This window comes from Kocuria sp. WN036 (assembly GCF_002287015.1).
Taxonomy (GTDB): domain Bacteria; phylum Actinomycetota; class Actinomycetes; order Actinomycetales; family Micrococcaceae; genus Kocuria; species Kocuria rosea.
Genome location: NZ_NSKF01000025.1, coordinates 1 through 23,730, shown reverse-complemented (window position 1 = coordinate 23,730; position 23,730 = coordinate 1). Strand labels below are relative to the sequence as shown.

The window sequence follows — 23,730 nt, the reverse complement described above, 5'->3', positions numbered from 1 at the left end:
CCGGTCAGGACACCCACTCCTCACCACTGCCTCCCGAAAGGTCTCCTCCGTGATCACTGTCCAGAACCTCGAACTGCGTGCCGGTGCGCGGCTGCTCATGGACGAGGTCAACTTCCGGGTGGACAAGGGGGACAAGATCGGCCTGGTCGGGCGCAACGGCGCCGGCAAGACCACGATGACCAAGGTCCTCGCCGGGGAGACCCTGCCCGCGGGCGGGACGGTCACGCGCACCGGGGCCATCGGCTACCTCCCGCAGGACCCCAAGGTGGAGGACATGGAGCAGCTGGCCCGGGACCGCATCCTCTCCGCCCGCAACCTCGCGGGCGTCGTCGCCCGCCTGCGCCAGGCCGAGCAGGACATGGCCTCCGAGGACGACGCCGTGCGCAGCAAGGCCATGCGCGGCTACGACCGGCTCGAGTCGGAGTTCCTCGCCGGCGGCGGCTACGCCGCGGAGTCCGAGGCCGCGACGATCACGTCCAACCTGGACCTGCCCGAGCGGATCCTCGACCAGCCGCTGCGCACCCTCTCCGGCGGGCAGCGCCGTCGCGTGGAGCTGGCCCGCATCCTGTTCTCGGACGCCGACATCATGCTCCTCGACGAGCCCACCAACCACCTGGACGCCGACTCCGTGGTGTGGCTGCGGGACTTCCTGAAGAACTTCCAGGGCGGGCTGCTGGTGATCAGCCACGACGTGGAGCTGATGGAGATGGTGGTCAACAAGGTCCTGTACCTGGACGCCAACCGCTGCGTCATCGACCTGTACAACATGGGCTGGAAGAACTACCTGCTGCAGCGCGAGCAGGACGCCCACCGCCGCAAGCGCGAGTACGCCAACGCGGAGAAGAAGGCCACCGCGCTGATGGACCAGGCCAACAAGATGCGCGCCAAAGCCAGCAAGGCCGTGGCCGCCCAGCAGATGATCAAGCGCGCCGAGCGGCTCATGAACGGCCTCGAGGGCGAGCGCCAGGCGGACAAGGTCGCGAACATCCGCTTCCCGAAGCCCGCCGACTGCGGCAAGACCCCGCTGACCGCCCGGGACCTGTCCAAGTCCTACGGCTCGCTCGAGATCTTCAACGACGTGGACCTGGCCATCGACCGGGGCTCCCGGGTGGTCATCCTCGGGTTCAACGGCGCCGGCAAGACCACGCTGCTGCGGATGCTGGCGGGCGAGGCCCAGCCGGACACCGGTGAGGTGGTCCCGGGGCACGGCCTCAAGCTCGGCTACTTCGCCCAGGAGCACGACACCCTGGACCCGGACCGGACGGTGCTGGAGAACATGCGCTCCGCCGCCCCGGACCTCGCCGACACGGAAGTCCGCAACGTCCTGGGCTCGTTCCTGTTCCAGGGCGACGACGTGTCCAAGCCGGCCGGGGTGCTCTCCGGCGGCGAGAAGACCCGCCTGGCGCTGGCGACCCTCGTGGCCTCCTCCGCCAACGTGCTGCTGCTCGACGAGCCGACCAACAACCTGGACCCGGCCTCCCGCCGGGAGATCCTCAACGCGCTGCGCACCTACGAGGGCGCGGTCGTGCTCGTCTCCCACGACGAGGGCGCGGTCGAGGCGCTGGACCCCGAGCGCGTGGTGATCCTGCCCGACGGCACCGAGGACCTGTGGAGCCAGGAGTACCAGGACCTCATCTCCCTCGCCTGACGGCGGGCGCCCCTCGCGACGTCAGTCGCGGGCGGCGGAGGTGTGCTCGCGCTCCAGGGCGTCCAGCATCGCGTCCTCCTCGTCCTCCCACGTGGGGCCGGAGCGCCGGCGCTGCGGCCGGGGGCGCATGAGCGACCTGAGGTGGGCCGGCATGTCGTCGGCCATCTCGAGCTGGCGGACGACGAGCTCCTCGTCGCCCTCGCCGATGTAGTTGCCGTCCTCGTCGTAGAACCGTGCGAGCCGACGCTCCATCTCCTGGGCGAACTGGCGGTCCCAGGCGTCGTTGCGGGCCTGCTGCCGGGCGGCGTAGCCCCAGGCCACGAAGAACAGCGCCGCGAACGCGTACCACTGCAACGAGTAGGACAGGTGCGGCCCGGAGTCGATCTCCGGCTCCGGAGCCGGCGCGGGGGCCGCCGCGGGGGCCGGGTCCTCGGCGAAGACCTCGCCGTAGGCCGCCGTCCCAATCGGCCGGTCCCAGCGCTCGCGCAGCTCCTCGAGGTCGATCGAGGCGATCTGGCCCGCGGGGGCGCCGCGGCTGACGGACGGCTCCCCGGGCTGGAGCCGGGCGGTGACCGTCACCCGGCCGGCGGGCGGGGCCGGCACCTCGTCCGGCATCCCGTTGGCCGCCTCACCCGTGGGGATCCAGCCGCGGTCGAGGACCACGACGTCCCCGTCCTGCGTGCGGAACGGGACGAGCACCTCGTAGCCGACGCGTCCGTCCTGCGGCCTGTTGCGGACCAGCACCTGGTCCTCGGGCAGGTACTCGCCCGTGAGCTCGACGGGGTGCCAGGTGAGGCGCTCGTCGTGGACGGCGAACTGCTCGGCGGCGGCCGCACCGGTCAGGGGCTCGGCACGGTAGTTCTGCGTGATCTTGGCGTTCTCGCCGACCAGGTGGTCGTTGCGGTCCATCTGCCAGCCGCCCAGGTACACCGAGACCACGGCGGCGGCGCAGGCGAGAAGGAAGAAGCCTAGCCACTTGCCGCTGAGCAGGAAACGGTAGTCGTTCATCCCCGGCGCTCCTGCGCGGGGCCGGCGTCGGCGAGGGGGACGGTGTCCTTCCAGAAGCCGCGCGCGCCGAGGAACTGCTCGAGGTCGCCGCGGTGCTCGGGGCACGCCAGCCACGTCTTGCGGCGCTCCGGGGCGTGGATGCGCGGGTTGTTCCAGCGGATCTGCCACGCGGCGTCCGCACGGCAGCCCTTGCGGGAGCACTGCGGGGTGTCGGGCCCGGCCGGGGGAGCGTCGGCGCCTCGCGGGGACAGCGATCCGAGCAGGTCGAACTCCACGGCGGTCGTGCTCCTCAGGGTCTTCGGCGGATCCCGGTACGGCCCGCGGCGGGCTCAGGCCGCTCCGCGGCGCCGGGTGGTGTCGTCCTCGACAGTAGCGGAGGAAGCCGGGTCCCCGCTGGGAGCGGTCGTGCTCCCGCGGCCGTCCGGGACGGGGTCGTCCTCGCGGTGCCCGGCGACGAACTCGCCCTCGAGCACGAAGTCGATCGCCAGGGGCGGGGCCGGCGGCCGCGGCTCGGGGGCGGCGGCCAGCGCCGGCGCGGCGGGCGGCTCGTAGTACTGGCTCGTCCGGGCGGAGCGGTCGTTGCTGTTGGCCAGCAGCACCGCCATCCACGGCAGCACGGCCACGCCCAGGATCGCGACGCCGCGCACCCAGATGTTGTCGACCGCGACGAACACGATGAGGCACACGATGCGCAGGCCCATCTGGATGCTGTAGACCTTCATCCGGTGGCCCATGTCCTGGGTGTGCGGCTCCGCGGTGGCGGTGATGGAGTGGACGTCGTCCTGGCCGGCGGCCTCGCCGGTCGTGAGATAGCGCTTGCTCATGGTCCTCCCAACAGACGACCAAGTATCTCACCGGGGTCCGACATCGAGAAGGCGGTCCTCCGGGGCTGCCGTCCGGTCGCCCGCGGCGACCGGTACGATTGGGGGGATTTCCCCGCGGGCCGGCGCCGACCGGCGTGCCGCGCACCCGCGACCCACGACCGAAAGGCCCCCTCCCCATGGCAGACGAGCAGCGCAGCCCGGCCCCCCGCACCGTCCTCGTGACCGGCGGCAACCGCGGGATCGGACGGGCCATCGCCCAGGCGTTCCAGGACGCCGGGGACAACGTGGCCGTCACCTACCGCTCCGGCGAGGCGCCCGAGGGCTTCTTCGCGGTGCAGGCCGACGTCACCGACTCCGCGTCGATCGACGCCGCGTACAAGGCCGTCGAGGCCGAGTTCGGCCCGGTCGAGGTGGTCGTGGCCAACGCCGGGATCACCCGGGACACCCTGCTGCTGCGGATGAAGGAGCAGGACTTCCAGGACGTCGTGGACACCAACCTCACCGGCGCGTTCCGCGTGGTGCAGCGCGCCGCCAAGGGATTCATGCGCCTCAAGCGCGGGCGCGTGGTCCTCATCTCCTCCGTGGTCGGGCTCTACGGCTCGCCCGGGCAGGTCAACTACGCCGCGTCCAAGGCCGGCCTGGTCGGCATCGCCCGGTCGATCACCCGGGAGCTGGGCGGGCGCAACGTGACCGCCAACGTCGTCGCCCCCGGGTTCATCAACACGGAGATGACCGCGGCGCTGCCGGAGGACACCCAGAAGAACTACCTCGCCTCGATCCCGGCCGGCCGGTTCGCCGAGCCGGAGGAGGTCGCCGCCGTCGTGCGCTGGATCGCCTCCGACGAGGCGAAGTACATCTCCGGCGCCGTCATCCCCGTGGACGGCGGCCTCGGCATGGGCCACTGAGCCCCGCCGCCCCCTGATCCCCGCACGTTCCACCGAAGGAGCACCATGAGTTCACTTGCAGGCAAGACCGCCGTCGTCACCGGGTCCTCGCGCGGCGTCGGCGCCGACACCGCGAAGCTGCTGGCCGGGGAGGGCGCCAACGTGGTCGTCAACTACCGGCAGAAGGCGCCCCGCGCCAACAAGGTCGTCAAGGAGATCGAGGCGGCCGGCGGGAAGGCCATCGCCGTCCAGGCGGACATGACCGAGCCCGAGGACGTCCGCAACCTGTTCGCCCGCGCCGTGGAGGCCTTCGGCGGGGTGGACGTGCTCGTGCTCAACGCCTCCGGCGGCATGGAGACGGACCTCGGTGAGGACTACGCGCTCAAGCTCAACCGGGACGCGCAGAACGACACCCTCAGCGCCGCGCTGGAGCACCTGCCCGAGGGCGGGCGCGTGGTCTTCGTGACCAGCCACCAGGCGCACTTCATCAACGACGTCGAGACCATGCCGGAGTACGTGGAGGTCGCCAGGTCCAAGCGCGCCGGTGAAGACACCCTCACCGCCCGCATCCCGGAGCTGACCGGGAAGGGCATCACGTTCGTGGTGGTCTCCGGCGACATGATCGAGGGCACCGTGACCGCGACCCTGCTCAACCGGGCCCGTCCGGGGGCCCTCGAGGAGCGCCGCGAGGCCGCCGGCAAGCTCTACTCCGTCCAGGAGTTCGCCGAGGAGATCGCCCGCATGGTCACCGCGGACGTCCCCACCGGGCACGTCGAGCTCGTCGGCGGCGCCGACGACTTCCTGGCGAAGGCCGGTCGCCGCTAGGCCCACGGCCCCCGACGACGGCGGGGCGGGCGCCCTCCCGGGTGACCGCCCCGCCGCCGTCCCCGCCGCCACCGGAGCCCGCGGCGGCGCGAAACCGTCCGCAATGTGACGCCGTCCGGCCTCCGGGGGTGCTAATCATGTACTCCACGGCACGAGGCCGATCGCGCCTCGGCCAGGAGCACCTCCGCGCGGTGCGGAGCCGAGCGAGGAGCCACCATGACCCCACAGCCCACCGGACGCCTCGACCCCGGCGGTCACCTCGTCCTCACCCGCACGTTCCGCGCCCCGGCCGAGGAGGTCTGGGCCGCGGTGACGGACCCCGCCCGGCTGGCCCGGTGGTACGGGACGTGGAGCGGTGACCCGGCCACCGGGCGCGTCGAGGTGCTGCTGACGGTCGAGGACCTGGACGAGCCCGAGCCCCTGCTGATCCGCCGCTGCGACCCGCCCCGGCACCTGGCGCTCACCCTGGGCACGGCGGCCGACGCCTGGCGCGTGGACCTCGACCTCCAGGACGAGGACGGCACCACCGTCCTGCGGCTCACCCACCGGTACCCGGACCCCGACGAGGTGGAGTCGGTGGGGCCCGGCTGGGAGTACTACCTGGACCGGCTCGTGGCCGCCGAGACCGGCGGGGACCCGGACGCCGTCGACTTCGCCCGGGACTACCACCCCGCGATGTCCGGGCACTACCGGCCGCTCGCCGAGCAGCTCCGGGCCCGGGACTGATCCCCGCCGGACGGGCCTCACCCGGGGTGGGGGCTCGCGATCCGGATGAGGTTGCCGCAGGTGTCGTCGAGCACCGCGGTGGTGTACGGGCCCGAGACCGTGGGCTCCTGGACGAAGTGCACCCCGCGCTCGCGCAGCCGCTCGTACTCCGCCCGCACGTCCTTGACCCCGAAGCTCGTGAACGGGATGCCGTCGGCCACGAGCGCGGCCTTGAACGGTCCCACGGCGGGGTGCTCGGAGGGCTCGAGCACCAGCTCGACGCCCTCGGGCGCCTGGGGCGAGACCACGGTGAGCCAGCGGGCGCCGCCGGCGGGGACGTCGTGCTTGACCATGAAGCCGAGCTTGCCGGTGTAGAACAGCAGCGCCTGCTGCTGGTCGTCGACGAAGACGCTGGTGTGGGTGATGCGCATGGGACGCTCCTTCTCGGGTCGGGCGGCGCGGGGCGCGTCAGGAGCCGGCGTCGCCGACGCTGAACATCCAGTGGATGCCGAACCGGTCGGTGCACATCCCGAACAGACCGCCCCAGGGGGCCTCCTCGAGCGGCATCGTGACGGTCCCGCCCGCGCCCAGTGCCTCCCACCAGCCGCGCATCACGGACTCGTCGTCCCCGCTCACGGAGACCGATACGTTGTCGCCGACGGCCAGGTCCATGCTGTTCGGGGTGTCGGCGGCCATCAGGACCATGCCGGTCCCGGTGGTGAGCATCGAGTGCATCACCTTGTCCTGCTCCGCCGGGTCGTCGCTGGCGCCGTACTCGCTGAACCGGCTGACCGACAGCTCCCCGCCGAACACGGAGCGGTAGAAGGTCATCGCCTCCTCGGCCGTGTCCCGGAACGAGAAGTAGGGATTGAGCAGCATGGGCATGGCCGGGCCTTCCGCGTCGATCGGTCGATGCTCCCATCATGACGCCGTCCGCGGCGCGGGGGAAGCAACCCTGGGAAGCCGCCGGAGGGGTGCGTAACCTGGTGCGCATGAGCAGAACGCAGTACTACGTGGCGGCCAGCGCCGACGGGTACATCGCCGACCGGGAGAACCACCTCGACTGGCTGCTGCAGTACGGCTTCGAGGCCTACCAGGAGCACTACGACGCGTTCCTGGCCGACGTCGGCGCGCTCGCGATGGGCGCGAGCACGTACGAGTTCGTCCTCGACCAGGGGGACTGGGCCTACGGGGACCTGCCGGTCTGGGTCTTCACCCACCGCGAGCTGCCGCGGCCGGCGGGGGCGGAGCCGACCTTCGTCAGCGGACCGGTCACGATGCACGCCGAGGCCCTGGTCGCCGCCGCGGGCGAGCGGAACCTGTGGGTGGTGGGCGGCGGGAAGCTCGCGGCCCAGTTCGCGGACGCCGGTCTGCTCGACGAGCTGTGGCTGACCTACATGCCGATCGTGCTGGGCGGAGGACATCCCGTCCTCCCGACCGCGGCGGCGCGCGACCTGCGGCTCCAGCGCACCACCCACTTCGAGGGCGGCGCCGTGGAGCTGCGCTACGTCCTGGAGGGCCCGGACCGGCAGGTGTGGCCGGAGTAGCCGCTCTCCGCCGCCGCGCGCGGCAGCCCGTACCAGGCCGCGGCGTTGTCGTGCAGCACGGCCGCCGCGGCGCCGGCGCCCAGGGTCTCGGCGACCAGCGCGACGTCCGCGTCCCGGAACGGGCGCTCCGCCCGGGTGCTCGGCAGATCGGTGCCGAAGAGCAGGGCGGTCGGGTCCACGGCGTGGATCCGGCGCAGCGCGTCCGGCACGTCGAGGTCGACGCGCCCGAACCCCGTGGCCTTGACCTTCACGCCCCGCTCGACGAGCTCGAGCAGCCGCGGCAACCCCGCCGCGCTCATGCCGAGGTGGTCGACGCCGGCCCGCGGCAGGCGCCGCAGCACAGGGGCGAGGTGCTCCAGCGCGGCGGCGTCAGCGTAGAACTCGGCGTGCCACCCGGCGAGGTCGTGCACCCGCCGGGCGAGCCGCTCGATGCCGGCAGGGTCCGCGTCGGCGCCGCGGCGGAGGGTGAAGCGCACCGCCCGCACCCCGGCCCCGTGGAGCTCGCGCACCTGCTCGTCCGGGACGGTGGGCGGCAGCTGGGTCACACCGACGAATCCGGGGCCGAGCTCCGCCAGCGCCGAGCGCAGCCACTCCTGGGCGTGGCCCTGGAAGGAGCCGCTGACCACGGCCCCGCCCGCCACGCCCAGCCCCCGGACCCTGCGCCGGTAGTCCCCGACCGTGAAGGTCGGCGGCAGGTACCCCTGATTGGGCACCAGCGGGAACCGCGGGTCGACCACGTGCAGGTGGGCGTCGATCATGCGGTCATTCTGCCCGAGACCGTGGGGCGGTGCGCGGGGGCGGGCCGGTCCGGCGGCGCGACCGGGGTGGCGCCCACCCTCGTTGCTTCCGCACACATACACTGCATGCCTGTGACCACCACTGTCCTGACCCCCGACCACGTGCTCCAGGCCGCCGAGGAGGCCCTCGACCGGGCCCGGCGCAGCTACGCCCGGAAGCTGCTGCGCCTGGTGGCCGCCGAGCTGACGCGCCGCCACCCCGACGCGGTGCGCCTGGACGTGCTCGGTCACGACGGTGACCAGGAGTTCTTCGTCGACGCCCTGCGCGACGCCGCGGGCGACTACGTCTGGGGCGACCCGGGCCGGGTCGTGGTGGTGCGCGAGACGGCCGACGACGAGCTCGGCGGCACCGTCACGGTCGCCGCGCGGGACGTGCGCGAGCTCGTGGGCCGCGCCCTGGACGCCTACGCCGGACCGCTGGAGCGGCTGCTGCGCCACGACGAGCAGAGCGACACCTACTGGCTGGACCTGACCGCGCCCTGACCGGCCCCGGGACCGTCCCGGCCTGGGCGCGGCGACCGTGCCCGGGCGGTGCGGATCACTCCTCGTAGGGGGGCCACAGGCTGACCCCCAGCCGCACCTCGAGGCGGGCGATCGTGTACCCGTCCGGCCAGACGTGCCCGTCCAGGATCCGGGACAGCGCCGTGTGGTCGACACCGGTGAGCGCCCCGAGCTCCCGCAGCGTCCGGGACCCCGCGGCCGCCCGTAAATTCAGCGCGAACAGCCTCGCCCGCTCCGCCACCGGGTCGCCGCAGATCTCGTCCGGCCAGGAGAGACACTGGTCCTGTGGTTCCGGTCGCACCCTGCTCGCCATGGCGGGCAGTCTAGGGACCGGCCCTGAGCATGAACCTGGGATCAGGAGGCCGCGGGCCCGTAGCGGTGCTCCGGGCGGCCCGTGCTCCCGTAGCGGAGCTGGATCTCGACCGACCCGTCCTCGGCCAGTGCGGAGAGGTAGCGCTGGGCGGTGGCCCGGGAGATGCCGACCTTCCGGGCGATCTCCGCGGCCGAGAGGGGCACCCCGGCCTCCAGGGCCGCCAGGACCGAGCCCTCCGTCGCGGACCGGGTGCGCTCGCCGGGGGAGGCGGTCTCGCCCGGGTGCAGGGCGTGCAGGGCGCGGTCCACGGTCTCCTGCGTCAGCGCGTCCCGGTCGGTGAGCAGCCGGCGGTACCGGGCGTAGGCCCGCAGGGTGCGCGCCAGCCGCTCGTTCGGGAACGGCTTGATGAGGTAGGCGAGCGCGCCGCGGCGGACGGCGGTCCGCACGGAGGCCGGGTCGGCCGCCGCGGTGAGCATGATGACGTCCACGTCGAGGGCCCGCAGCAGGTCCAGGCCGAGCGCGTCGGGCAGGTAGACGTCCAGCAGCACGAGGTCGGGCTGGTGGGCGTGGACGGTGCGCATCGCCTGCTCGGCGGTGCCCACGGGGGTCAGCGCCGTGAAGCCCGGCACGGCGTTGACGAAGCCGGCGTGCAGCCGTCCCACGTGGAAGTCGTCGTCGACCACGAGGACCACCAGGTCGTCGCTCATCCTGCACCTCCTGATCTGCCGGCGGACCGTTCGCCGCCGACGTCGGCCCCGGGTCCGGGGTCGCGGACCACGGTACCGGGCAGGCGGGCGCAGAAGACGGCTCCCGGCCCGCCGGGGCGTCCGGGATCGGCCACCCACACCTCTCCGCCACGCCGGCGGGCCAGCTCCCGGCTCAGGGACAGGCCGAAGCCCTGGCCGTGGACGTCGGGCAGCACGGCGAACGGCGCTGCGCCCTCGTCCCCGGATCCGCCGGCGGGAACGGCGGTGGACCAGCCCTGGGCGAAGATCGGCTCGGGGTCCGCCACGGGGAGCCCGTCGCCGGAGTCGGCCACGACGAGGTGCAGGGTGCCCTCCCCGCCGGTCCAGTCGTCGAGCAGCTCGACCTCGACCCAGCGGTCTCCCGCCGTGCCCTGGACGGCGGCGCGGACGGCGTTGTCCACGAGGCTGCCGATCACGGTGGTGACGTCCTGCGGGTCCGTGATGCGGCCGCGGACGAGGGTGTCGGCGCCGATGCGCAGGCTCACGCCGCGCTCGGCGGCCTCGACGCTCTTGGCCCCCAGGAACGCCTGCAGGTAGGGGTCGCGCAGCAGCTGGGCGCCCTCGGCGGGGTAGCTCAGGGGGCCGGTCTCGGTCACCTCGGCCACGTACCGGCGGGCCTCCTCGGGATCGCCGATCGCGAGGAGGCCGGCGATGGTGTGCAGGCGGTTGGCGAACTCGTGGCGCTGGGCGCGCAGGGCGGTGCTGAGGGCGCCGACGGCGTCGAGCTGGCGGGTCAGGGACTGCAGCTCGGTGCGGTCCCGGATCAGGACCACCCAGCCCAGCGGGGGCAGGCCCGGGCGGTCGGGCCGGACGGCGCGGGCGGAGAGGATCAGCACGTGCCGGCCGACGACCTGCTCCACGGCCGGGGACGCGGGGGTCGCCGCGGCGAGCAGCGCCGCGAAGGACGTCGGCAGGCCCGCCTCGGCCAGCGGGGTCCCCACGAGCCGGGCGGGCTCCGTCACGCCCAGCAGCCGTCCCGCCTCGGCGTTGACCACGGTGATGCGGTGCTCGGGGGAGATGCCGATGACGCCTTCGTCGACCCCGCGCAGCACCGCCTCCTGGTCCTGGGCGAGCGTGGCGATCTCCTCGGGCTCCAGGCCGAGGGTGAGGCGCTTGAGCCGGCGCGCGATCGCCGCGGAGGCGGCCGCGCCGAGGCCGAGGGCGCCCACGGCGGTGGCGGCCACGGGGGTGATGTCCTCCCGCAGGGTGGCGAGCATGTCCGTGCGGGAGATCCCCACGCTCACGGCACCCACTACGGCGTCGTCCGTTCCCGGGGCGTACACCGGGACCTTGGCCCGGGCGGAGCGCCCCAGGGTGCCGCGCTCCTGGCTCGTGACCTCCCGCCCGGCCAGGGCCTCGGTGGGGTCCGTGCTGACGGGCCGGCCCAGCTGCTCGGGATTGGGGTGGGAGAGCCGCAGCCCGGTGTCGTCGGTGATCACCACGAAGAGGGAGTCCGTGCGGTCGCGGACCTCCTCCGCGGCGGTCTGCAGGGCGCCCCCGGACAGCACCTCCGGGTCGAGGTCCGCGGGACCGGCGTCGAGCAGGTCCGCCACGCCCGCGCGGACGTCGTCGTCGGCGGCGACCGACCGGGCGATGGACAGCGCCTGGCCCTCGGCGTCGCGGCCCAGCCGCTCGTAGGTCAGCCAGGCGTAGACGCCCCCGCACAGGGCGACGACGAGGGTCACCACGGCGAGGTGCAGCAGCATCATCCGGGCCAGGAAGCCGGGGCGCTGCCGGGGCGCACCGGGTGCCGTCACTGTCTCTCCTCGGGGCCGGGCGCGGTCTCGTGCTCGAGGGCCGCGCGTGCTGCATCCCACTCTACGACCCGGGTCGGCCGCCGGGAGCGGGGTCCCGGCGGGGGCGGGGGATCAGAGGTCGGCGAAGAACCGGACCGCGTCGAGGTTCGGCAGGTTGACCTGGGCGTCGGCGGCCGCGCGCAGGGCGGGCTTGGCGTTGTAGGCCACGCCGAGCCCGGCGGCCGTGAGCATGTCGAGGTCGTTGGCGCCGTCGCCCACGGCGATGACGTCCTCGGGGGCGACGTCGAGCTCCTCGGCCCAGGTCCGCAGGCACCGCTCCTTGACGGTGCGGTCCACGACCTCGCCGAGCACCCTGCCGGTGAGCGTGCCGTCGACGACCTCGAGGGTGTTGGCCGCGTGCCGGGTGAGCCGCAGCTGCTCGGCGAGCGGGGTGAGGACGCCCAGGAAGCCGCCGGAGACCGCCGCCACGGCGTGCCCCTCCCGCAGGAAGGCCTTGACGAGCACGTCCGCGCCGGGGGAGAGCCGGACCGCGGCCAGGACCTCGTCGAGCACGGACGCGGGCAGCCCGGCGAGGGTCTCGACGCGCGCGAGCAGGGACTCGGCGAAGTCCAGCTCCCCGAGCATGGCCGCCCGGGTCACGGCGGCGACCTCGGCCTCGCGCCCCGCGTGGGCGGCGAGCATGTCCACCACCTCCTGCTGGATGAGCGTGGAGTCGACGTCCATGATGAGCAGCTTCTTGCGCCCGGGGTCGAAGAGGGTGGTCGGCACCACGTTGACGTCCACGCCCGGCAGCATCTGGGTCAGCGGGTCGGGGCGCAGGGCGGCGAGCAGGGCGGTCGCGTCGGAGCCGTGCACGAGCGCGGTGAAGGCGTTGTAGCCGGGGACCTCCGAGTCCGGCCCGGCCGAACCGGGGCCGGTGACCCGCACCGTGGAGAAGCGCTCGACCTCGGCGCCGGCGTCCTGCACGAGGGTGAGGATGCGCTCACGGGCCTCAGGGTCCGGATTCTGGGCAAACGCGATGACGGCGAGGTCGGTGGTCATGTGCGCCAGCTTATCGGCAGGCGCGGGCAACGGCCGACCGGGGCCCTCACTCGGGGCGGAGCACCGCGACGTCGGAGACGAGCTCGATGTGCTCGGCCATCGCGCGGGCCGCCCGCTCGGGCTCCCGGTCGCGGATGGCGTCCACGATCGTCCGGTGGGACTCCAGGGACCGTTCGGGGCGGCCCTGCTGGCTCAGGGACTCGATGCGGGTCTCCCGCACGAGTCCGGAGATCTCGGTCATCATCCGCGCCAGGACCGAGGAGTGGGCGGCGGCGGTGACCGCGGCGTGGAACAGCTCGTCGCCCTCCAGCCCCCGGCCGCCGCCGGCGATGTCCTGCGCCATGAGCGCCAGGGCGTGCTCGATGGCGGACAGGTCCTCGGGGGTGCGCCGGGCCGCGGCCAGGGCGGCGATCTTGGTCTCCACGGCGCTGCGGGCGTCGACGATGTCCGGCAGCCGATCGGCGTGCTCGCGCAGTCCCCGCAGCACCACGGCGCTGGAGGGCCGGTAGCGCAGCACCGCCCCGCTGCCGTGCTGCACGTCGATCACCCCGAGCACCTCCAGGGCCACCAGGGCCTGGGCGACGGTGGCCCGGGAGACGCCCAGGCTGTCGGCGAGGTCCCGCTCCGGGGGGAGCCGGTCGCCGGTCTCGAGCCGGTCCTGGATGACGTGGTCCAGCAGCCGCTCCACCACCTGCTCGTAGAGCCGAGGGCGTTCCACCCGGTCGATCCTGTTGGGCCCTGCCATGTCCGTCCTCCCCGGTCGCACGGCGCCGGAGCGTCCCGGCGGCGCGGCACCACCCAGTGGCGTCCGGCCCCTATGCTAGCCCAACGATTGACAAGGACCCCTAGTGTCCTATTGGCTAGTCCAAAACTGGCGGTGTGATCCACACCACTGTTCCCGCAGGAGCTCCACTTTCACCGGCGGGACCGTCCTCGTCCGAAGGAAGACCCATGGGCCCAGAAGTGCTCTCCATCATCATCCTGGCCGCGATGTTCGTCGTGGCCACCGTCCTGCCCGTCAACATGGGGGCGCTGGCCTTCGTGGGCGCGTTCGTGCTGGGGGTGTTCGTCCTCGGGATGGACACCGACCAGATCCTCGAGGCGTTCCCCGGCGGGCTGTTCCTCACCATCGTGGGGGTGACCTATCTGTTCGCCATCGCCCAGAAGAACGGCACCGTGGACCTGCTCGTGCAGGCGGCGGTGAAACTGGTGGGCAGCCGGGTCGCGCTGATCCCGTGGATCATGTTCATCATCACTGCCGTGATCACCGCCGTGGGCGCCCTGTCCCCGGCTGCCGTGGCGATCATCGCCCCGATCGCGCTGAGCTTCGCCGCCAAGTACAAGATCAATCCCCTGATGATGGGCATGATGGTCATCCACGGCGCCCAGGGCGGCGGCTTCTCGCCGATCTCCGTCTACGGAGTGACCGTCAACGGCATCGTCGCCGGGGCCGGCCTGGACGTCAGCCCCACCGCGGTGTTCCTCTCCAGCCTGGTCTTCAACCTGCTGATCGCCGTGGGCCTGTTCGTGACCCTCGGTGGGCGCGGCCTCGTCTCGGCCCGCGCGGAGGACTTCGTGGAGCGGGCCTCCGAGGCCCGCCTGTCCCGCAGCCGGGTCGCCGCCGGGCACGCCGGGGACCGGGACGTGGACTTCAAGGGCTTCGGCTCGGGCATGTACGGTCCCCGTGACCCGGCCGGGTCCTCCGAGCCCCCGGTCCGGCGCGAGGGCAGGGGCGGACTGCTCCCGCAGGCCGCCACCATCCTGGGCCTGGTCGTGCTGGCCGTCGTCGCCCTGGGCTTCGGCGTGGACGTGGGCTTCGTGGCCATCACCGTCGCCGTCGTCCTGGCCCTGGTCTCCCCGACGGCGCAGAAGGGCGCGGTCAACAAGATCGACTGGTCCACCGTGCTCCTGCTCGGCGGCATGCTCACCTTCGTCGGCGTGCTGCAGGAGGCGGGCACCATCGAGTACGTCTCCAACGGCGTGGCCGGGCTGGGGATGCCGCTGCTGGCGGCGCTGCTGATCTGCTACATCGGCGCCGTCGTCTCCGCCTTCGCCTCTTCGACCGCCATCCTCGCGGCGCTCATCCCCCTGGCCGTGCCCTTCCTGCTCGCGGGCGAGGTCGGGGCCACCGGGCTGATCTGCGCCCTGGCCGTGGCCTCGACCATCGTCGACGTCTCCCCGTTCTCCACCAACGGGGCGCTCGTGCTGGCCAACGCCCCCGCCGACGTGGACCGCGACGTCTTCTACAAGAAGATCCTCGTCTACGCCACCGGCGTGGTCGTCATCGGCCCGCTGCTGGTCTGGGCCGTGATGGTCGCCCCCGGCTGGCTGTAGCCCGCAGCCCCGCCCCGCCGATGCCCACCGACCCGATCACGGAGGAACCCGCCATGACCGACATCCAGCCCGCCACCGGCACCCCGCCCCGCACCGACCCCCAGGAGCCCTCGCCGTCCGGCGGCCCCCTGGCCGGCACCCTCGTCGTGGACCTGTCCCGTGCCCTCGCCGGCCCGCACGCGGCCATGATGCTCGCCGACCTGGGCGCGCGGGTCGTCAAGATCGAGAGCCCCGGCACGGGTGACGACACCCGCGGGTGGGGCCCGCCCTTCGTGGGACCCGAGGACGACCCGCAGGCCACGTACTTCCTGTCCTGCAACCGCAACAAGGAGTCCGTGGCCCTGGACCTCAAGTCCGAGGACGGCGGGCAGGTGCTCCGGGCGCTCGTGGAGCGCGCCGACGTCCTGGTGGAGAACTTCCGGCCCGGGGTGCTGGACCGGCTCGGCTTCTCCGTCGAGGAGCTGCACCGCCTGAACCCCCGCCTGGTGGTGCTCTCCATCACCGGCTTCGGCCACGACGGACCGGAGTCCCGGCGCTCCGGCTACGACCAGATCGTCCAGGGCGAGGCCGGGCTCATGTCGCTCACCGGTTCCGGCCCGGACGACCCCCAGCGGGTGGGCGTGCCCATCGCCGACCTGCTGGCCGGGATGAACGGCGCCTACGGCGTGCTGGCCGCCCTCTACGAGCGCGAGCGCACCGGGGCCGGGAAGGTCGTGCGCACCTCCCTGCTGTCCTCGGTGGTCGGGGTGCACGCCTTCCAGGGCACCCGCGCCACCGTGGCCCACGAGGTGCCGCGGGCCCAGGGCAACCACCACCCCTCCATCGCGCCCTACGGCCTGTTCGCCTGCCGCGGCGGGAAGGTGCAGATCAGCGTGGGCAGCGAGAAGCTGTGGCGCACCTTCGCCGGGGCCTTCGGGATCGACCCCGACCGGCCGGAGTTCGCGACCAACGCCGACCGCGTCCGCAACCGCCCGGCCGTGATCGCCGCCGTCGAGGAGGCCTTCGCCGCGCACGGTCCCGAGGAGCTGCTGGAGCTGCTGGCCGGGATCGGCATCCCGGCCGGGAAGGTCCGGACCCTGGACGAGGTCTACGCCTGGGAACAGGTGCGCTCGCAGGGGCTGATCGTGGGCGTCGACCACGAGGTCCTCGGCCCCGTCGAGCTGCCCGGACCCGCGGTGCGGTTCTTCGCCCCCGGCGACACGGACGAGACGACACGGCGGGACCACGCCGCCCCGCCCGTGCTCGACCAGCACGGTGCCTCCGTCCGCGACTGGCTCGCGGGCACCGCGACCGGGGCCGGCCCCACCGGGAACACCACCGACCCGAAGGCGGAGGCCCTCCGATGACCGCTCAGCCCCTCCCCGAGATGTCCACCGGCGCCCTGGAGGTCCGGCGGGAAGGCCCCGTGGCCTGGGTGGTCCTCGACCGCCCCGACCGGCGCAACGCGCTGTCCCCGGCGATGTGGGCGGCCCTGCCGGGCGTGCTGGAGAAGCTCGACGCCGACCCCGGCGTGCGGGTGATCGGGCTGCGCGGGGCGGGCGGGGTGTTCTCCGCCGGGGCCGACATCGCCGAGGTGTTCGAGTGCCTGGGGGAGCCCGGCACCGGGCTGCCCCGCGGCGGGCTGCTCACCGAGGCCGAGGCGGCCCTGGCCGCGGTGCACAAGCCCACCGTGGCGGCCCTGGAGGGGTACTGCATGGGCGGGGCCTGGATGCTGGCCGGCGCCTGCGACCTGCGCATCGCCACGGCCTCCCTGCGCATCGGACTGACCCCGGCCCGCATCGGCATCGTGTTCCCGGCCTCCGGGATCCAGCGCCTGGTCCGCCTGGTGGGCCCCGGCACGGCCTCCTACCTGCTGCTCACCGGCGACACCGTCACCGCCGCCGACGCCGAGCGGTGGGGCATGCTCACCCGCGTGGTGGAGGACGCCGGCTTCGAGACGGCCCTGGAGCAGGTGGTCACGGACCTGGCGGGGCGGTCCCAGCTCTCCGTGCAGGCCCACAAGCACCTGATCGCGCTCGCCTCCCCGGACGAGGGCGAGGCGGCCGGGCTCGGCGCCGACGAGATCTCCGAGGCCCTGTTCCGGGAAGTCCTCGACGGACCCGACGCCCGCATCGGGCAGCGCGCGTTCCTGGCCAAGGAGACGCCCCGCTTCCGCTGGGCCGGGGAGGACTTCTGGGCCGCCCGCTCCGGCGCCGCCGGGAGGGGCAGGGAGCACCGCGCGTCGATCATCCGTGGGCGGTGGCCGCGCCGCTCCGCCCGTCCCTGACGGGGCGCGTGCCGCACCGGCACGCCGGTGCGGCGCTCCGCGTGTCCTAGAGTGGCGGGTATGAGTGCTGTGGTGGAGATGGTGGACGTCAGCGTGGTCCGCGGACAGAAGACCCTGCTGGATTCCGTGGACTGGGTCGTCAACGAGGGCGAGCGCTGGGTCATCCTCGGCCCCAACGGCGCCGGCAAGACCACCCTGCTGTCCATCGCGGCCGCCCGCCTGCACCCCTCCCGGGGCATGGTCGACATCCTGGACGAGATCCTCGGCGCGGTGGACGTGTTCGAGCTGCGCCCCCGCATCGGGCTGACCTCCGCCGTGCTCGCCACCCAGATCCCCGACGCCGAGTCCGTGCGCAACTGCGTGGTCACCGCCGCGTACGGGGTGACGGGGCGGTGGATCGAGAGCTACGACGACGCCGACGAGGCCCAGGCGCAGGAGCTCATGGCCGCGTGGGGGATCGAGCACCTGGCGGAGCGCCGCTTCGGCTCGCTCTCGGAGGGGGAGCGAAAGCGCGTCCTGATCGCCCGCGCCCTGATGACCGACCCCGAGCTGCTGCTGCTCGACGAGCCCGCCGCCGGCCTGGACGTGGGCGGGCGGGAGGACCTGGTGGCCCGGCTGGACGAGCTGGCTCGCGACGGGGCGTCCCCGGCGATCGTCATGGTCACCCACCACCTCGAAGAGGTGCCCGACGCCTTCACCCACGCGCTGCTGCTGCGCGAGGGCCGGGTGGTGGCCGCGGGCCCCGTCCGCACCGTCATGACGCAGAAGAACCTCTCCGAGACCTTCGGCCTCCCGCTGAAGCTGGTGAAGGTCGGCAACCGCTTCGCCGCGTTCGGCCGGTCCTGACCCGACGTGGTGCCCGACACGCTCGCAGCCCTCGCCGCGGACTTCCCGTTCGAGTGGTGGCAGGCCGCCCTCATCCTGCTCGCCGGCGTCGCCGCCGGACTGATCAACACCATCGTCGGCTCGGGCACCCTCGTCACCTTCCCCGTGCTCGTGACCATGGGCGTCCCGCCCGTGACCGCGTCCATGTCCAACGCGATGGGCCTGATCGCCGGCAACCTCACCGGCGCCTGGAACTACCGCCACGAGCTCGCGGGCGTGGAACGGACCCTGCTCAAGCTCATCCCCTGCTCCGCGCTCGGCGGGGTGATCGGCGCGTGGCTGCTGCTGCACCTGCCCGAGGAGGTCTTCGGCTACGCCGCGCCGGGGCTGATCGTCGTCGCCCTCCTGTTCGTGGTCTTCCAGCCGCGGCTCCAGGCACTGGTGCGCCGGCGCAAGGACGAGCAGGCCAAGGCCGCCGCCGCGGCGGCCCGGGCCCGGGGGGAGACTCCCCGCACCCTCGACCCGGACCGGGCCCCGCAGCCCGCGTCCCTGTACGTCCTGGTGTTCCTGGCCGGGATCTACGGCGGGTACTTCGTGGCCGCCCAGGGCGTGCTGCTGCTCGGCATCCTGGGCGTCTTCCTGCTCGCCTCGCTGCAGGCCGCCAACGCCGTCAAGGTGGTGCTGGTGGCGGCGGTGAACATCGTCGCCGCCGTGTCCTACATCCTCTTCGCGTTCGACCGGATCAACTGGTGGGTGGTGCTGCTCATCGCCCTCAGCTCCACGGTGGGCGCCTGGGCGGGGGCCAAGATCGGCCGCCGGCTCTCCCCGGTCCTGCTGCGCACCGTGATCGTGGTGCTCGGCGTCGTGGCGCTCGTGAGCCTCGTGTCCCAGCTGCTCTGAGACCGGCCGGGCCCCGGACGGGCTCCGGCTACCATTCGGGGCGGACCCCCTCCGCGGCCCCGACCCGCCCGCCACGAACCCCGACCCCGAAGAGACCCCCGTGACCGACCTCCCTCAGATGATCCGCCTCGACAGCGCCGACGACCCCCGGGTGGCCGACTACGCCCGCCTGACCGACGTCAGGCTGCGGCGCAAGCTCGAGCCCGAGCGCGGCATGTACATCGCCGAGTCCTCCAAGGTGCTCCGCCGGGCGCTCGCGGCCGGGCACACCCCCCGGTCCTTCTTCATGGCGGAGAAGTGGCTGGAGGACCTCGCGGACGTCCTCGCCGAGCACCCGGACGTGCCCCTGTACGTCGGCCCGGACGAGGTGCTCGAGCAGATCACCGGCTTCCACCTGCACCGCGGGGCGATCGCGGCCATGCAGCGCCCGGAGCCGGTGGAGCTGGAGCGGCTCCTGGCGTCGTCGCACCGGGTGGCGGTCCTCGAGGACATCGTCGACCACACCAACGTGGGGGCGATCTTCCGCTCGGCCGCCGCGCTGGACGTCGACGCCGTGCTCGTCACCCCGCGCTGCGCCGATCCCCTGTACCGGCGCTCCATCCGGGTCTCCATGGGCACCGTGTTCCAGGTCCCGTGGACCCGGCTGCAGCACTGGACGGCCGACCTGCAGCGGATCAAGGACGCGGGCTTCACCACGGCGGCGCTCGCCCTGAGCGACGACTCGATCACCCTCCAGGAGCTGTCGGCGCGCCGCGACGAGCGGCTCGCCCTGGTCCTCGGCACCGAGGGGGACGGGCTGAGCGCCGCCGCTGTCCACCACGCGGACCTCACCGTGCGGATCCCGATGTCCCACGGCGTGGACTCCCTCAACGTCGCCGCCGCCTCGGCCGTGGCCTTCTGGGAGACCCGGCCCGGCCGCTGACGCCCCGCCCCATAACGATTGCTGACCCAGTTCACCCTCACCTGGAGCCTTAGCATTCGGAAAGGCGGATCATGGGAGCACCCGCTCGAGCCCACCGGGGCCCGAGGGGTCTTGGAGAAGGTGCATCATGAAGAAAGTCATCTCGTGGCTGGCGGCAGTGGTGCTGGCCATGGGGCTGGGGCTCATCGTCCCCGGCAGCGCGAACGCCGCGGCCCCGTACTGCGGCATCACGTGGGGATCGGGGGCCAAGGCCCGCAGCGGTGAGGCGACCACGCCCCGCTACCCCCACGTCACGGACGTCCGTGCGGGGCAGCACCGCTGCTTCGACCGGATGGTGATCGATCTCGACGGCAGGCTGCGGGGCTACGACGTGCGCTACGCCCGCTTCACGGGCATCGGCTCCGGCGACCCCATCCCCCTGCGGGGGACCGACCTGGTGATCACGGCCAACGCCCCCGCCTACGACGGCAGGGGCAGGCCCACCTACGAGTTCGACGACCGGCGGGAGCTCGTGGACGTCGCCGGCTACCGCACGTTCCGCCAGGTCGCGTGGGGCGGCAGCTACGAGGCCCGGACCTCGGTCGGCCTCGGCGTGCGCGCCCGGCTGCCGTTCCGGGTGTTCGTCCTCGACGGGCCGGGCCGGGGATCGCGGCTCGTCGTGGACGTCGCCCACCGGTGGTGAGGCGTCCGCGGCCCCGGGCGGCGGCGCGGGGGAACGGCACGCACCGGGCCCCCCGCGCCGCGGGACGGCGGGTGAATTTCCACCGGCGATCCGGTACGCTGGACCGCTGGTGCCCGATGCCCCCGCCCTTCCCGGACCGCGCGGACGGACGACGACGGCGCACCGCCCACCGAGCGAAACCGTGGCTGGCAAAATCCAGGCACCGACGACGAAGGTTTGAACCCCATGAAGACTGACATCCACCCGGACTACCACCCGGTCCTCTTCCGCGACCTGGCCTCCGGCAAGACGATCCTGACCCGTTCCACCGCCACCTCGAAGAAGACCGAGACGTGGGAGGACGGCAACGAGTACCCGATCATCGAGGTCGAGATCTCCTCGGAGTCCCACCCGTTCTACACCGGCAAGCAGCGCATCATGGACTCCGCCGGCCGCGTGGAGCGCTTCAACGCCCGCTTCAAGAACTTCGGCAAGTCCAGCAGCTGATCTCCGTCCCGCTCGCGGGGCCCCGCACGATCGCCCGCAGGCCCGGACCGCACCGGTCCGGGCCTGCGCCGTGCCCGCGGTCCCCGGCGTAGGCTGACCCGGGACCACCGGCACGGACGAGGGAAGGACACGGATGGCGCAGGAGCGGCGGCACGGGGAGTACAAGGTGCTGGGCGGCAAGCTCGTGGTCGCGGACCTGGACGTGGTCGACGGGCGGCTGGCCGACGTCTCCGTGAACGGGGATTTCTTCCTCGAGCCCGACGAGGCACTCGAGGACATCAACGCGGCGCTCACCGGGCTCAGCGAGCAGGCCTCCCCGCAGGAGATCGTCGCGGCGGTCGAGGCGGCCCTCGCGCCCGACGTCGTGCTGTTCGGCTTCTCCCCGCAGGCGATCGCCACCGCGGTCCGCCGGGCCCTGGCCCACGCCACGACGTGGGACGACCACGCGTGGGAGGTCATCCCGCCCACCGTCCGCCCCACCCTGGAGAACCTCGCGCTCGACGAGGTCCTCGCCCGCGAGGTGGGCGCGGGCCGGCGCCCGCCCGCCCTGCGCCTGTGGGACTGGGAGGAGCCGTCCGTGGTGATCGGGTCCTTCCAGTCCCTGCGTAACGAGGTGGACGCCGAGGGCGCCCGGCGGCACGGCGTCTCCGTGGTGCGCCGCGTCTCCGGGGGCGGGGCCATGTTCATGGAGGCGGGCAACTGCATCACCTACTCGCTGTACCTGCCGCAGACGCTCGTGGACGGGCTCAGCTTCTCGGAGTCCTACCCGTTCCTCGACCAGTGGGTCATGCAGGCGTTCCAGGAGATGGGCCTGGAGGCGTTCTACGTCCCGCTCAACGACATCGCCACCGAGCACGGCAAGATCGGCGGAGCGGCGCAGAAGCGCTTCGCGGGCGGCGGGATGGTCCACCACGTGACCATGAGCTACGACATCGACGCGCAGAAGATGACCGAGGTCCTGCGGATCGGCAAGGAGAAGCTCTCCGACAAGGGGCACCGCTCGGCGAAGAAGCGCGTGGACCCGCTGCGCCGGCAGACCGGCATGGCCCGCGCCGACGTCGTGGGCAAGCTCGTGGAGGTCTTCGCGGGCCGCTACGGCGCCGCGGAGGGCACCGTCCGGGACGCCGAGATCGCCGCCGCCCGCGAGCTCGTGCGCACCAAGTTCGCCACCTCGGAGTGGATCGCCCGGGTGCCCTGACCCGCCCGTGGCCCTTCTCCGCCCCCTGCTCTCCCAGCGACCTCCGGGCGACCTCCGAGCAGCGGCGGCCTAGCATGGGCGCACCGACCGGGGCAGGTGCCGCGACCGGCGTCCGCCCGACCCACCGAACGGGGAGCCTCTGATGACCGTCCACGACCGCGAATCCGCCCGCGACGCCGACCGTGGTGCCGAGCGCGCGGCGGCCGCCCCGCGCCGCCGCCCGGTCCGGCGCGTGCTGCTGGTGCTCCTGGGTCTCGTGCTGGTCCTCGCCCTGGTGGCCGCCGCGTTCGTCTGGAACCTGGGACGGACCTTCGACGCCCGCAAGCAGGTCGTGGACGACGCGTTCCCCGCCGAGAGCGGGCGCCCCGCCGCGGGCTCCGCCCAGGACCGGGGCACCACCGTGCTGCTGCTCGGCGCCGACAGCCAGCCCGGCGGGCGGGCGGACGTGGGCGTCGAGGGGGTGCGGGCGGACACCATCATGCTGGTGCACCTCCCCGAGGACGGCGGCGAGGCCTACGTCATCTCCGTGCTGCGGGACACGTGGGTTCCGATCCCCGGGGTGGGGGAGGCGAAGATCAACGCCGCCCTCGATCTCGGCGGCGTCCCGCTGATGGTCGGGACGGTCGAGGACCTCTTCGGCACCCGGATCGACCAGGTCGCCGAGGTGGACTTCGCCGGCTTCCAGGCCCTCACCGACGCCCTCGGCGGCGTGACCGTCGACGTGCCCCAGGACTTCGTGTCCAACGAGGGCATGACCTTCGAGCAGGGCCCCGAGCACATGGACGGGGAACGGGCGCTCGAGTTCGTCCGGGAGCGCAAGGCCTTCGAGGACGGGGACTTCCAGCGGGTGGAGAACCAGCGCAACTACGTCCAGTCCGCTCTCGAGCGGCTGCTCGGCCCGCAGACGCTGCTCAACCCGGTCCGGCTGCACACCGTGGTCAGCGACTTCTCGCCCTACCTGACGGTGAGCGAGGGGCTCGACGCGGCGTGGATCGCCGGGCTCGCCCCCGACCTGGCCGGTCTCTCCGCCGGGGACCTGCGGATGACCACGGCCCCCGATCAGGGCCTCGGCGTGTCCCCGGACGGGCAGTCCGTGGTCCTGCCCGACCTCGAGGCGATGGCGGGCATCGGCACGGCCGTCGCGGCGGACGATCTGGGCCCATATCTTGCTACGCTGAACCCTGACGATCAGTAGTTCCCCACCGGCCCCCCGACCCGGCGAGAAACGTCTTCCCCCGCCCGCAGCACGCCCCGTGATCGACCGGGACGGCCCCTCTTGACCCCCCGCGAGAAGGCCATGCCGCACACTCCCCGCCCCTTCAGTCCGGACGACGAGCCCGAGGCCTTCTGGCTGCCCGCGGCCCGGCTTCTCCCCGCCGCCGCGGCGCGACCCGCCGCCCGCGCCCTGCTGCGCAGTCCCTGGCCCGAGGCCGGGGCCGCCGTGGTCCGCGCCCTGGGCCCGGACCCGCGCGCGGAGCGGCAGCTCGAGCACCGGCTCGGCCGGGCCCGCCGCCGGCGTCC

General features: G+C 73.4%; 28 protein-coding genes. 17 read left to right on the top strand and 11 right to left on the bottom strand.

Annotated features, from left to right (window positions below; all coding sequences use genetic code 11):
• Window positions 1-49: 49 nt before the first annotated feature.
• Window positions 50-1,648 carry a ribosomal protection-like ABC-F family protein gene (gene abc-f / locus CK505_RS14290; protein WP_017834289.1) on the top strand — a complete coding sequence of 533 codons (1,599 nt, stop codon included), beginning with the start codon at window positions 50-52 and terminating at the stop codon, window positions 1,646-1,648.
• Window positions 1,649-1,669: 21 nt separating this feature from the next.
• Here the strand turns inward: abc-f and CK505_RS14285 are convergent, their stop codons facing one another.
• Genes CK505_RS14285 through CK505_RS14275 form a run of 3 tightly spaced genes read right to left on the bottom strand, consistent with a single transcriptional unit; the run spans window position 1,670 to window position 3,480 of the window.
• Window positions 1,670-2,656, bottom strand: a complete 987-nt coding sequence (locus CK505_RS14285; RefSeq protein ID WP_095651524.1) for an SURF1 family protein — start codon at window positions 2,654-2,656, stop codon at window positions 1,670-1,672.
• Window positions 2,653-2,931 (bottom strand): hypothetical protein, encoded by a 279-nt coding sequence (locus tag CK505_RS14280; protein ID WP_095651523.1) that lies wholly within the window; start codon window positions 2,929-2,931, stop codon window positions 2,653-2,655. Before CK505_RS14280 ends, CK505_RS14285 begins: the two co-directional genes overlap by 4 nt.
• 54 nt (window positions 2,932-2,985) lie before the next feature.
• On the bottom strand, window positions 2,986-3,480 hold the full coding sequence (locus CK505_RS14275) for a DUF3099 domain-containing protein (RefSeq protein WP_095651522.1): 495 nt from the start codon (window positions 3,478-3,480) through the stop codon (window positions 2,986-2,988).
• A gap of 176 nt (window positions 3,481-3,656) precedes the next feature.
• Between CK505_RS14275 and CK505_RS14270 the strand changes: the two genes are divergently transcribed.
• From CK505_RS14270 to CK505_RS14260, 3 genes are all read left to right on the top strand, one after another.
• Window positions 3,657-4,385: a beta-ketoacyl-ACP reductase gene (locus CK505_RS14270; RefSeq protein ID WP_017834285.1), complete on the top strand. Its 729-nt coding sequence runs from the start codon at window positions 3,657-3,659 to the stop codon at window positions 4,383-4,385.
• A gap of 45 nt (window positions 4,386-4,430) precedes the next feature.
• A complete protein-coding gene (locus CK505_RS14265) occupies window positions 4,431-5,189 on the top strand; it encodes an SDR family oxidoreductase (protein ID WP_095651521.1) in 759 nt (252 codons plus the stop codon).
• 216 nt (window positions 5,190-5,405) lie between these two features.
• Complete coding sequence (locus CK505_RS14260; RefSeq protein ID WP_095651520.1) at window positions 5,406-5,915, top strand: SRPBCC family protein; 510 nt, start codon at window positions 5,406-5,408, stop codon at window positions 5,913-5,915.
• Between the two features lie 17 nt (window positions 5,916-5,932).
• Here CK505_RS14260 and CK505_RS14255 read toward each other — a convergent pair whose 3' ends face one another.
• Together CK505_RS14255 and CK505_RS14250 are read right to left on the bottom strand one after the other, a co-directional pair.
• Window positions 5,933-6,325 carry a VOC family protein gene (locus tag CK505_RS14255; protein ID WP_095651519.1) on the bottom strand — a complete coding sequence of 131 codons (393 nt, stop codon included), beginning with the start codon at window positions 6,323-6,325 and terminating at the stop codon, window positions 5,933-5,935.
• 37 nt (window positions 6,326-6,362) lie between these two features.
• A complete protein-coding gene (locus CK505_RS14250) occupies window positions 6,363-6,779 on the bottom strand; it encodes a VOC family protein (RefSeq protein WP_095651518.1) in 417 nt (138 codons plus the stop codon).
• Between the two features lie 107 nt (window positions 6,780-6,886).
• On the opposite strand from CK505_RS14250, the gene CK505_RS14245 reads away from it, so the two are divergent.
• Window positions 6,887-7,441, top strand: coding sequence for a dihydrofolate reductase family protein (locus CK505_RS14245; protein ID WP_255250967.1), 555 nt, complete (start codon window positions 6,887-6,889; stop codon window positions 7,439-7,441).
• Here the strand turns inward: CK505_RS14245 and CK505_RS14240 are convergent.
• Complete coding sequence (locus CK505_RS14240; protein ID WP_095651516.1) at window positions 7,399-8,199, bottom strand: amidohydrolase; 801 nt, start codon at window positions 8,197-8,199, stop codon at window positions 7,399-7,401. The two genes, CK505_RS14245 and CK505_RS14240, sit on opposite strands and share 43 nt — an antisense overlap.
• Window positions 8,200-8,310: 111 nt before the next feature.
• On the opposite strand from CK505_RS14240, the gene CK505_RS14235 reads away from it, so the two are divergent.
• Window positions 8,311-8,721, top strand: coding sequence for a hypothetical protein (locus CK505_RS14235; RefSeq protein WP_095651515.1), 411 nt, complete (start codon window positions 8,311-8,313; stop codon window positions 8,719-8,721).
• Between the two features lie 55 nt (window positions 8,722-8,776).
• Here CK505_RS14235 and CK505_RS14230 read toward each other — a convergent pair whose 3' ends face one another.
• The 5 genes from CK505_RS14230 to CK505_RS14210 form a co-directional block, all read right to left on the bottom strand.
• Window positions 8,777-9,052, bottom strand: a complete 276-nt coding sequence (locus tag CK505_RS14230) for a helix-turn-helix transcriptional regulator (RefSeq protein WP_095651514.1) — start codon at window positions 9,050-9,052, stop codon at window positions 8,777-8,779.
• 41 nt (window positions 9,053-9,093) lie between these two features.
• On the bottom strand, window positions 9,094-9,759 hold the full coding sequence (locus CK505_RS14225; RefSeq protein WP_017834353.1) for a response regulator: 666 nt from the start codon (window positions 9,757-9,759) through the stop codon (window positions 9,094-9,096).
• Entirely contained in the window at window positions 9,756-11,555 is a 1,800-nt protein-coding gene (locus CK505_RS14220) for a sensor histidine kinase (protein ID WP_095651513.1), read from the bottom strand. The genes CK505_RS14225 and CK505_RS14220 overlap by 4 nt, the downstream gene beginning before the upstream one ends.
• Window positions 11,556-11,666: 111 nt before the next feature.
• A complete protein-coding gene (serB, locus tag CK505_RS14215) occupies window positions 11,667-12,596 on the bottom strand; it encodes a phosphoserine phosphatase SerB (protein ID WP_017834351.1) in 930 nt (309 codons plus the stop codon).
• 46 nt (window positions 12,597-12,642) lie between these two features.
• A complete protein-coding gene (locus CK505_RS14210) occupies window positions 12,643-13,341 on the bottom strand; it encodes a FadR/GntR family transcriptional regulator (RefSeq protein ID WP_017834350.1) in 699 nt (232 codons plus the stop codon).
• A 206-nt stretch (window positions 13,342-13,547) separates the two neighbouring features.
• On the opposite strand from CK505_RS14210, the gene CK505_RS14205 reads away from it, so the two are divergent.
• From CK505_RS14205 to CK505_RS14155, 11 genes are all read left to right on the top strand, one after another.
• Window positions 13,548-14,930 (top strand): SLC13 family permease, encoded by a 1,383-nt coding sequence (locus tag CK505_RS14205; protein WP_095651512.1) that lies wholly within the window; start codon window positions 13,548-13,550, stop codon window positions 14,928-14,930.
• A gap of 53 nt (window positions 14,931-14,983) precedes the next feature.
• Window positions 14,984-16,276, top strand: a complete 1,293-nt coding sequence (locus tag CK505_RS14200) for a CaiB/BaiF CoA-transferase family protein (protein ID WP_255250966.1) — start codon at window positions 14,984-14,986, stop codon at window positions 16,274-16,276.
• On the top strand, window positions 16,273-17,196 hold the full coding sequence (locus CK505_RS14195) for an enoyl-CoA hydratase/isomerase family protein (protein ID WP_095651511.1): 924 nt from the start codon (window positions 16,273-16,275) through the stop codon (window positions 17,194-17,196). Before CK505_RS14200 ends, CK505_RS14195 begins: the two co-directional genes overlap by 4 nt.
• Before the next feature lie 60 nt (window positions 17,197-17,256).
• On the top strand, window positions 17,257-18,042 hold the full coding sequence (locus CK505_RS14190) for an ABC transporter ATP-binding protein (RefSeq protein WP_031283465.1): 786 nt from the start codon (window positions 17,257-17,259) through the stop codon (window positions 18,040-18,042).
• Window positions 18,043-18,048: 6 nt separating this feature from the next.
• Window positions 18,049-18,921 (top strand): sulfite exporter TauE/SafE family protein, encoded by an 873-nt coding sequence (locus tag CK505_RS14185; RefSeq protein WP_095651510.1) that lies wholly within the window; start codon window positions 18,049-18,051, stop codon window positions 18,919-18,921.
• A gap of 118 nt (window positions 18,922-19,039) precedes the next feature.
• Window positions 19,040-19,843 carry an RNA methyltransferase gene (locus tag CK505_RS14180; RefSeq protein WP_031283463.1) on the top strand — a complete coding sequence of 268 codons (804 nt, stop codon included), beginning with the start codon at window positions 19,040-19,042 and terminating at the stop codon, window positions 19,841-19,843.
• Between the two features lie 127 nt (window positions 19,844-19,970).
• Window positions 19,971-20,525, top strand: coding sequence for a hypothetical protein (locus CK505_RS14175; RefSeq protein ID WP_165979678.1), 555 nt, complete (start codon window positions 19,971-19,973; stop codon window positions 20,523-20,525).
• A gap of 225 nt (window positions 20,526-20,750) precedes the next feature.
• Window positions 20,751-21,011, top strand: a complete 261-nt coding sequence (locus CK505_RS14170) for a type B 50S ribosomal protein L31 (RefSeq protein ID WP_017834341.1) — start codon at window positions 20,751-20,753, stop codon at window positions 21,009-21,011.
• Between the two features lie 133 nt (window positions 21,012-21,144).
• Complete coding sequence (locus CK505_RS14165; RefSeq protein WP_095651509.1) at window positions 21,145-22,209, top strand: biotin/lipoate A/B protein ligase family protein; 1,065 nt, start codon at window positions 21,145-21,147, stop codon at window positions 22,207-22,209.
• A 142-nt stretch (window positions 22,210-22,351) separates the two neighbouring features.
• Window positions 22,352-23,404, top strand: coding sequence for an LCP family protein (locus CK505_RS14160; protein WP_095651508.1), 1,053 nt, complete (start codon window positions 22,352-22,354; stop codon window positions 23,402-23,404).
• A gap of 102 nt (window positions 23,405-23,506) precedes the next feature.
• Window positions 23,507-23,730, top strand: a 224-nt coding sequence (locus CK505_RS14155) for a hypothetical protein (protein ID WP_217987559.1), incomplete at its 3' end; no start/stop codon positions are given.

What these genes read in the sequence shown, in the direction of transcription:
- CK505_RS14285 (WP_095651524.1), bottom strand. Translation starts at nt 2,656, where the DNA reads ATGAACGACTACCGTTTCCTGCTCAGCGGCAAGTGGCTAGGCTTCTTC.
- CK505_RS14275 (WP_095651522.1), bottom strand. Translation starts at nt 3,480, where the DNA reads ATGAGCAAGCGCTATCTCACGACCGGCGAGGCCGCCGGCCAGGACGAC.
- CK505_RS14270 (WP_017834285.1), top strand. Translation starts at nt 3,657, where the DNA reads ATGGCAGACGAGCAGCGCAGCCCGGCCCCCCGCACCGTCCTCGTGACC.
- CK505_RS14265 (WP_095651521.1), top strand. Translation starts at nt 4,431, where the DNA reads ATGAGTTCACTTGCAGGCAAGACCGCCGTCGTCACCGGGTCCTCGCGC.
- CK505_RS14260 (WP_095651520.1), top strand. Translation starts at nt 5,406, where the DNA reads ATGACCCCACAGCCCACCGGACGCCTCGACCCCGGCGGTCACCTCGTC.
- CK505_RS14255 (WP_095651519.1), bottom strand. Translation starts at nt 6,325, where the DNA reads ATGCGCATCACCCACACCAGCGTCTTCGTCGACGACCAGCAGCAGGCG.
- CK505_RS14250 (WP_095651518.1), bottom strand. Translation starts at nt 6,779, where the DNA reads ATGCCCATGCTGCTCAATCCCTACTTCTCGTTCCGGGACACGGCCGAG.
- CK505_RS14245 (WP_255250967.1), top strand. Translation starts at nt 6,887, where the DNA reads ATGAGCAGAACGCAGTACTACGTGGCGGCCAGCGCCGACGGGTACATC.
- CK505_RS14240 (WP_095651516.1), bottom strand. Translation starts at nt 8,199, where the DNA reads ATGATCGACGCCCACCTGCACGTGGTCGACCCGCGGTTCCCGCTGGTG.
- CK505_RS14230 (WP_095651514.1), bottom strand. Translation starts at nt 9,052, where the DNA reads ATGGCGAGCAGGGTGCGACCGGAACCACAGGACCAGTGTCTCTCCTGG.
- CK505_RS14225 (WP_017834353.1), bottom strand. Translation starts at nt 9,759, where the DNA reads ATGAGCGACGACCTGGTGGTCCTCGTGGTCGACGACGACTTCCACGTG.
- serB (WP_017834351.1), bottom strand. Translation starts at nt 12,596, where the DNA reads ATGACCACCGACCTCGCCGTCATCGCGTTTGCCCAGAATCCGGACCCT.
- CK505_RS14210 (WP_017834350.1), bottom strand. Translation starts at nt 13,341, where the DNA reads ATGGCAGGGCCCAACAGGATCGACCGGGTGGAACGCCCTCGGCTCTAC.
- CK505_RS14205 (WP_095651512.1), top strand. Translation starts at nt 13,548, where the DNA reads ATGGGCCCAGAAGTGCTCTCCATCATCATCCTGGCCGCGATGTTCGTC.
- CK505_RS14200 (WP_255250966.1), top strand. Translation starts at nt 14,984, where the DNA reads ATGACCGACATCCAGCCCGCCACCGGCACCCCGCCCCGCACCGACCCC.
- CK505_RS14195 (WP_095651511.1), top strand. Translation starts at nt 16,273, where the DNA reads ATGACCGCTCAGCCCCTCCCCGAGATGTCCACCGGCGCCCTGGAGGTC.
- CK505_RS14190 (WP_031283465.1), top strand. Translation starts at nt 17,257, where the DNA reads ATGAGTGCTGTGGTGGAGATGGTGGACGTCAGCGTGGTCCGCGGACAG.
- CK505_RS14180 (WP_031283463.1), top strand. Translation starts at nt 19,040, where the DNA reads ATGATCCGCCTCGACAGCGCCGACGACCCCCGGGTGGCCGACTACGCC.
- CK505_RS14175 (WP_165979678.1), top strand. Translation starts at nt 19,971, where the DNA reads ATGAAGAAAGTCATCTCGTGGCTGGCGGCAGTGGTGCTGGCCATGGGG.
- CK505_RS14170 (WP_017834341.1), top strand. Translation starts at nt 20,751, where the DNA reads ATGAAGACTGACATCCACCCGGACTACCACCCGGTCCTCTTCCGCGAC.
- CK505_RS14165 (WP_095651509.1), top strand. Translation starts at nt 21,145, where the DNA reads ATGGCGCAGGAGCGGCGGCACGGGGAGTACAAGGTGCTGGGCGGCAAG.
- CK505_RS14160 (WP_095651508.1), top strand. Translation starts at nt 22,352, where the DNA reads ATGACCGTCCACGACCGCGAATCCGCCCGCGACGCCGACCGTGGTGCC.